Annotated in this window: 7 protein-coding genes; 4 read left to right on the top strand and 3 right to left on the bottom strand. The window is 64.0% G+C overall.

Translation table 11 applies throughout. The features are described from left to right. Nucleotides 1–139, bottom strand: a 139-nt coding sequence (locus G7044_RS13930; protein WP_235931319.1) for a GTP-binding protein, incomplete at its 3' end; no start/stop codon positions are given. A gap of 205 nt (nucleotides 140–344) precedes the next feature. Between G7044_RS13930 and G7044_RS13925 the strand changes: the two genes are divergently transcribed. The 3 genes from G7044_RS13925 to G7044_RS13915 all read left to right on the top strand — a co-directional run bounded on the left by G7044_RS13925 (nucleotide 345) and on the right by G7044_RS13915 (nucleotide 2,446). After that, entirely contained in the window at nucleotides 345–1,244 is a 900-nt protein-coding gene (locus tag G7044_RS13925; protein WP_166329874.1) for a DUF533 domain-containing protein, read from the top strand. Between the two features lie 161 nt (nucleotides 1,245–1,405). After that, entirely contained in the window at nucleotides 1,406–1,855 is a 450-nt protein-coding gene (locus G7044_RS13920; protein WP_166329872.1) for a c-type cytochrome, read from the top strand. 3 nt (nucleotides 1,856–1,858) lie between these two features. Then, on the top strand, nucleotides 1,859–2,446 hold the full coding sequence (locus tag G7044_RS13915; protein WP_166329870.1) for a cytochrome b/b6 domain-containing protein: 588 nt from the start codon (nucleotides 1,859–1,861) through the stop codon (nucleotides 2,444–2,446). A gap of 414 nt (nucleotides 2,447–2,860) precedes the next feature. Here G7044_RS13915 and parC read toward each other — a convergent pair whose 3' ends face one another. Next, nucleotides 2,861–5,098 (bottom strand): DNA topoisomerase IV subunit A, encoded by a 2,238-nt coding sequence (parC, locus tag G7044_RS13910; protein ID WP_166329868.1) that lies wholly within the window; start codon nucleotides 5,096–5,098, stop codon nucleotides 2,861–2,863. A gap of 144 nt (nucleotides 5,099–5,242) precedes the next feature. Here parC and G7044_RS13905 point away from each other — a divergent pair, with 144 nt between their 5' ends. Continuing rightward, nucleotides 5,243–5,746, top strand: coding sequence for an SH3 domain-containing protein (locus G7044_RS13905; protein WP_166329866.1), 504 nt, complete (start codon nucleotides 5,243–5,245; stop codon nucleotides 5,744–5,746). Nucleotides 5,747–5,818: 72 nt separating this feature from the next. Here G7044_RS13905 and murD read toward each other — a convergent pair whose 3' ends face one another. Continuing rightward, a complete protein-coding gene (gene murD / locus G7044_RS13900) occupies nucleotides 5,819–7,213 on the bottom strand; it encodes a UDP-N-acetylmuramoyl-L-alanine--D-glutamate ligase (protein ID WP_166329864.1) in 1,395 nt (464 codons plus the stop codon). Nucleotides 7,214–7,278 lie beyond the last annotated feature (65 nt).

Raw genomic sequence — 7,278 nt, 5'->3', positions numbered from 1 at the left:
CATCGATCTGGTCATAGGCCTTGAAGTCACCGAAATACTTGGTGATCGCAGCCGTCAGCGTCGTCTTGCCGTGGTCAACGTGACCAATGGTGCCGATGTTGACGTGCGGTTTCGTCCGTTCAAACTTAGCTTTTGCCATAAAGGCCTCCATGATCGGGGCAGATGGCGGTCCCGTCCCCGGTTTTCGTATCGCGGGCCGAGATAAATTCAGAATCGGGAAAAATCAAGGGGCGCTGCGGAGACTGCTTTTTACCCCCGCGCCGGAACCGCGCGGGAAAAAAAGCGTTCGCTTTCCCAAGCCTGTCGCGCATTCTGCGCCATGGTTCGCTGGAGGAAGTAGCACAATGAGTCTCATGAAATCCCTCGCCCGCGTCGCGGCCGGTGTACTGGTCGCCAAGGGCATGAGCGCAGTCATCAAGAACGCCAACGCACCGCGATCAGGGCAGACTGCCGGGCAGCGCACGGGTACGCAGTCGCGCCGCACCGGTGGCGGCCTTCTGGACCAGATCATGCAGGGCACGCAGTCGCGCGGCGGTCAAGGCACGTCTGGCGGCGGGCTCGGTGACCTGCTCGGTCAGGTTCTGGGTGGCGGGTCAAGCGCAGGCGCGGGCACCGGTCGTCGCTATGGCGGCCCGAACTCTGCCGGGGCCAGCGGCGGGTTGGGCGGCATCCTCGATCAGCTTGGCGGTGGTGCCAACAGCACCCGCGGCAGCCAGTCGGGCGGGCTTGGCGACCTGCTGGGCGGCCTGCTTGGCGGGGCTGCGGGCGGTGCTGCAGGTGGCGCGCTTGCCAGTCGCGGCTCGCAGAAAAGCAACGATGCCTCCTTTGGGGAGCTGCTGAACGATTCCCTTGCCAATAATGGCGAGCCAGAGGTCGCGCCAACGCCGGAACAGAATGCGGTGGCCGGTCTGATGCTGCGGGCGATGATCCAGGCCGCCAAGGCCGACGGCAAGATCGACGAGGGAGAAAAAGAGCGTCTGACGGGCGAGCTTGGCGATCTGGACGATGAAGAACGTCAGTTCATCCGCGAACAGATGGCTGCGCCGGTCGATGCTGCCGCCCTTGCGCGCGACGTCCCAAAGGGGCTGGAGCAGCAGGTCTATCTGATGTCGGTCATGGCCATTGATTTCGACAGCCAGGAAGAGGCGCAATACCTGCACCAACTGGCACAGGCGATGGGTCTGCAACCGCAAACGATCAACCAGATCCACCAGCAGGTGGGCGTCCAGAACCTGTACAGCTGACGAAAAATTCACCGCCGTCCGGGCAGCCGGTCGGCGGTGAGCCGTTGTGCAGGTTTCATTTTATTGTAACCTCCTAGTCCTAGACATATCACACGAAAGACTGAAGATCGGAATATTTACCTTTTATATCAAATGCGTAACCCTGAGTTAAGGAGCCAACCATGCGCCAGCTTTTCATTGCCAGCATTCTCGCCGCCGCCCCCCTTCTCGCTTATGCTGACGCTGCCGACGACGCGATCGAGGCGCGCGCGGGCTATATGAAGATGCTCGCGATCAACATGGGGACGCTGGCGGGCACCGCCAAAGGCGAAATTCCCTTCGATCAGGCCGCCGTGACCGCCGCCGCCAGCAATATCGAGGCGCTGAGCCAGTATAATTCCGTGCCAGCGCTGTTCGTCCCCGGCTCTGGCCCGGCGGATGGCAAGGAAAGCGAAGCCCTGCCCGCTGTCTGGGAACAGCCCGAGGAATTCGCCCAGAAATATGCGGAGTTTCAGGAAGCAGCAGCCGGTGCCGGCACTGCCGTTGCAGCCGGGCAGGACGCGCTAGGCCCGGTGCTGCAAAAGCTTGGAGGCGCCTGCAAAGCCTGCCACGACGACTTCCGCGAGGAATAAACCGTGGCGGATCGCCCCGAACTGCGCGAGGTCAAGCTGTGGGATCCGCTTCTGCGCGGGTTCCACTGGCTGCTGGCCTTCTTCGTCATCGCTGCGTGGCTGTTAGGGAATTACGGGCCAACCAGCATGACCCTGCATTTCTGGTGCGGCTATGCGGTCACTTTCCTTCTGGCCTTTCGGCTGATCTGGGGCTTCGTCGGCCCGGAACCGGCACGCTTTTCCAGCTTCCTGCGCGGGCCTCGGGCGATTTCGGACTATGCGCGACACATGTTCCTGCGCGAGCCGAGCTATTGGCCAGGCCACAACCCGCTGGGGGCGCTGTCGGTAATTGCAATGCTGGCGGCGTTGGTGGCGCAGGTGCTGACCGGGATGATGTCGGAATCCGAAAACTTCATCGATGCCGGCCCATTGGCCAGTTCGGTCAGTTCAGCCACGCGGAAGGCCGCAAAAAGCTATCACGAATTCGGCGCCAACCTGATCCTGGTGCTGGTTCTGCTGCATGTCGGCGTGCTGCTGTTCTATCGCTTCTGGAAGCGCGAAAACCTGATCAAGCCGATGGTTGACGGTCGCAAGCTGGTCCGGCGCGACTGAACTGCCCGAAAATCAGGCAACTTTTGGCAAGGGGCCGCTTTCGCTGCCGTGTGGATTTGATCGAATCGCCGCATCATGACACTATGGTGACAGGGCGCATGACATCGCGCCCCTTACGACCTGACGTGCAACAACCACGAAAGGACGACCGCATGACAAAAATCTTCGCGGCGCTCGCCGCAGCGGTGCTTACGCTGGCTGCGCTTCCGGCTTCGGCCGAATGCACAGGCAAACCGCATGATCAGACTGCCACAACGGATCCACCAACGGAGCCAGTGGTCGTCCCGCCGAAGACCAGCGTCTAGGCATTCGGTCGCCAGTCCGACCGATCGTCGGCGGGCGCAACACGGGAACCCAGTCTCTCGGAACCCCGGAAACGTTTGGGGCGGGTTGAACCCCGCCCCTTTCGCTTGTTCAGTTGAACTTGTTGTCGCGGGGGAAGCCGCGCGGGGCCATGCGGCCCGCCGTTGCCCGCTTGCCGAGCCATTCGGTCAGGTCCGGCTCTGTCCGGGTGCGGCCGCCGCTTTCCTGCCAGCGCAGGCCTTCGGCCAAGGTGATGCAGGTTGCATCGGCCAGACCGCCATCCTTGAACTTTTGCAGGCGCACGCCCTTGCCGCGCGCCATTTCCGGCAGCTCGTCCAGCGGGAATACCAGCATCTTGCGGTTCTCGCCCACGGTGACGACGTGATCGCCCGTAACCGGCCGACACAGCAGCGCGTCGCCGTTCAGCGCCTGCTTGCCCGATTTGGTCTGCGCAAGGATATCGGCCGCGTTGACCACGAACCCATCCCCCGCCTTCGAGGCCAGCAGGTATTTCCGCCCCTCGCGCCAGGGGAACAGGTCGATGATGGCAGCGTCGTTTGGAAGATCGACCATCAGCCGCACCGGCTCGCCCAGACCCCGCCCGCCGGGCAGGTCATTGGCGCTGAGCGTATAGAACCGCCCGTTCGAGCCATAGATCATCAGCTTGTCGGTGGTTTCCGCATGCAGTGCCATGAACGGGCCGTCGCCGTCGCGGAATTTCACCTCGGCATCCAGCGGCTGATGGCCCTTCATCGCCCGGATCCAGCCCATCTTGGACAGGATCACCGTCACCGGCTCGCGTTCGATCATGCTGTCCATGTCCAGCGGCTGAACGTCGACCGAGGCGGTGATTTCCGTCCGCCGCTGCCCGCCGGGCACGGATTTACCGAACAACCCGCGGACCTCGCGCAGCTCGTCGGCGATGCGGGACCATTGCCGGGTCGGATCGGCGACAAGCGCGGTCAGGCCCTGCTGTTCCTCCAGCAGATTGTCGCGTTCGGCCCGCAGCTCCATCTCTTCCAGCCGGCGCAGAGCGCGCAGCCGCATGTTCAGAATCGCTTCGGCCTGAACCTCGGTCAGCCGGGCGCCGCCGCCCCAATCCTCGGCCAGAAGGCCGGCCTTGGGATCGTCATCGTTGCGGATGATCTCGATCACCCGGTCGAGGTTCAGGAAGGCGATGATATAGCCCTCCAGCACCTCCAACCGGGCAGCGATCTTGCCCAGACGGAAGGTCGAGCGGCGCAGCAGCACATCGCGGCGGTGGTCAAGAAAGGCCTGCAGCACCTCTTTCAGCGAACAGACCTTGGGCACCCGCCCGTCGATCAGCACGTTCATGTTCACGCCAAAGCGGATTTCCAGATCCGAAACGCGGAACAGCGCCGCCATCAGCTGCGCCGGATCGACGCTGCGGGTCTTGGGTTCCAGAACAATGCGCACATCCTCGGCGGATTCGTCGCGCACATCGGCCAAGATCGGGATCTTCTTGGTCTGGATCAGCTCGGCCAGACGCTCGATCAGCTTGGATTTCTGGACCTGGTACGGGATCTCGGTCACGACGATCTGCCACACCCCACGCCCCAGATCCTCTTGCATCCAGCGCGCGCGCAGCCGGATGCTGCCGCGCCCGGTGCGGTAGACCTCGCGCAGGGTTTCGGCATTCTCGACCAGCACGCCGCCAGTCGGGAAATCGGGACCTTGCACGAAGTTCAGCAGCGTGTCGTCGCGCGCCTCGGGCGTCTTGATGAGATGCAGGCAGGCGTCCACGACCTCGTGCAGGTTGTGGGGCGGCACGTTTGTGGCCATCCCCACCGCAATCCCCGAGGCACCGTTGCAAAGCAGATTCGGAAAGGCCGCCGGCAGGACCACGGGTTCGGTCAGCGTGCCGTCATAGTTCGGGCGGAACTCGACCGCATCCTCGGCCAAGCCTTCCATCAGCGCATCGCCGGGCTGGCCCAGACGGGCCTCGGTATAACGCGAGGCGGCGGGACTGTCGCCGTCGATATTGCCGAAGTTCCCCTGCCCGCTGACCAGCGGATAACGCATGGCGAAATCCTGCGCCAAGCGCGCCATCGCGTCGTAAATCGCGCTGTCACCATGGGGGTGATAGTTGCCCATCACGTCACCGGTGATCTTCGCCGATTTGCGGAAAGGACCGTTGGGCGCAAGTCTGAGTTCGCGCATCGCATACAGGATGCGGCGATGCACCGGCTTCAACCCGTCACGCGCATCGGGCAGTGCCCGGTTCATGATGGTCGACAGCGCATAGGTCAGGTAGCGCTCGCCAATCGCGCGCGACAGCGGTTCAGAGACAAGATTCTCGGGTTCGTCGGGGATCAGATCATCGGACATGGATAGGATTTAGGCCGCGTCCGCGCCCCGGTCCAGTCGGAAATGCAAAACCACCGCTTAAGCGCGGAACGCCGCAGTGATCGGATGCGTTACGCTTGCCTGTCGTCGTGCAGGACCGCGCGGGCGATGCAGGGATGGGGTTGCATGTTTAAACTGATCTTGCTGACAGTGTTGGCATTTGGCGCAGTGCTGATGTTTCTGGGCGGAGACGACGGGGCAAGGACTGCCGCGCCCCAACCAGCGGCAGCAACGGCCGACACGGCGCCGGTCGAACCTGAGCCCGCCGATCCTGCGCCGACATCTACCGATCCTGCAGCTGCCAGCGCCCCCGTCATCACCGACGTCGCGCAAACGCCGGAACGTCGCCGCGATTTCCCCGGGCCAGAGCTGCGCCCATCGCCCGAATATGCGCAGGACGCCCCGGCCGAGGATCTGGCCGAGGCCCCCAGCGACAGGCTGTTCGTCACCGGCAGCACCGTGAATTTTCGCGCCGGCCCGAGCACCGCCGATACGGTCGTGGGTTCGCTGTCACGCGGCGAGATGGTCACTGCCATCGGCCCCCGCAGCGGCGACTGGATCGAAATCCGCGACGAGCGCGGCCGCACCGGCTTCATGTCGGCGGCCTTCCTGTCCGCCGAACGCCCCTGACGCGAGTCGATCGAACCGGCCTGCCGGATCAGTCCGGCTTCCGGTTTCGGGCTGGCCGGGCCTTCAATGCCCTTAAAGCGCCTGCACCAGGGCGGCGAAATGCTCGCCCCGCTTTTCGAAATTCGGGTATTGGTCGAAGCTGGCGGCGGCAGGGGCCAGCAGCACGGTTTCGCCCGGCTGCGCCTCGGCATGGGCGCGGGCGACGGCGGCCTCCATCGTGTCGACGACCTCATGCGCGGTCTCACCCAGTTGCAGCGCGAAATCGCGTGCTGAATGGCCGATCAGATAGGCCTTCACCACCTCACCCAAATGCGGTTGCAGCGCCGCGATGCCGCCATCCTTGCCAAGCCCGCCAGCAATCCAGCGGATGCGCGGAAAGGCCAGCAGTGCCTGCTGCGCCGCGTCCACATTGGTGGCCTTGGAATCGTTGACATAGCGCACGCCGTCCAGTTCACGCACGGTCTGGCTGCGATGGGGCAGCCCCGCAAAGCTGTGGAACGCGGCCTCGATATCGCGGGGCGCGATGCCGACGGCGCGGCAGGCGGCATAGGCGGCGCAGGCATTCTGGTGATTATGCGCGCCAGGCAGGCCCTTGACCGCGCGCAGGTCGACCGAGGCGACCTGCCTGCCCTTGCGGTATTCGTTCAGAAAACCCTTTTTCGCGAAAACCGACCAGCCGAACCCTTCCAGCTTCTGCCCCGAGGACACGCGGATCACACGGTCATCCTGTGGCCCCTGCCCCATCTGATTGGCAAGATACTGGCCCTCGATCTCGTCGATGCCGATCACGCAGCGGTCAGGGCCGCCTTCGGAAAACAGCCGGCGCTTGGCCGCGAAATAGCCGCCCGGTCCGCCGTGACGGTCCAGATGATCGGGCGAAAGATTGGTGAAGACCGCCACATCCGGCGTCAGCGCCCGGGCAAGGTCGGTCTGATAGCTTGAAAGCTCGATCACCACGACCTCGCCATCATGGGCCGGATCCAGCGAAAGAACGCCGGTGCCGATATTACCGCCTAGCTGGGTCGGACGGCCAACCGATTGCAGGATATGGTAGGTCAGCGCCGAGGTGGTCGATTTCCCGTTCGAGCCGGTGATGGTGATGACGCGCGGGGTTGTGTCGAACTCTGCCCATTCGGAGGTGGCGAAGCTGCGGAAGAACAGGCCGATATCATTGTCGACCGGTATGCCCAGCTCCAGCGCTTTGGAGATGACGCTGTTCGGCTTTGGGTAAAGATGCGGGATGCCGGGCGAGGTGATGAGTGCCGCGACCCCTTCCCATGCCGCGTCCCGGCTGAGATCGCGGACCTCCAGCCCCTCGGTCTCGGCCTGGGCGCGCGCTTCCTGACCGTCATCCCAGACGACGACGCGGGCGCCCCCCGCCTGCAATGCTGCGGCGGTCGCCTTGCCGGAACGGCCGAGGCCCAGAACAGCGATGGTTTGATTGGCAACGCCTTGGACGGGGATCATGTCGCTTCTCTTTCCGGGGCCGTTGCGGGGGCTGTCTGCCCCTGCACCCCCGAGGATATTTGTGC

The sequence above is a fragment of the Paracoccus xiamenensis genome (assembly GCF_011308835.1).
Classification (GTDB): Bacteria; Pseudomonadota; Alphaproteobacteria; order Rhodobacterales; family Rhodobacteraceae; genus Paracoccus; species Paracoccus xiamenensis.
The sequence above is the reverse complement of the archived record's forward strand: the minus strand, read 5'-3'. Positions and strand labels throughout refer to the sequence as shown.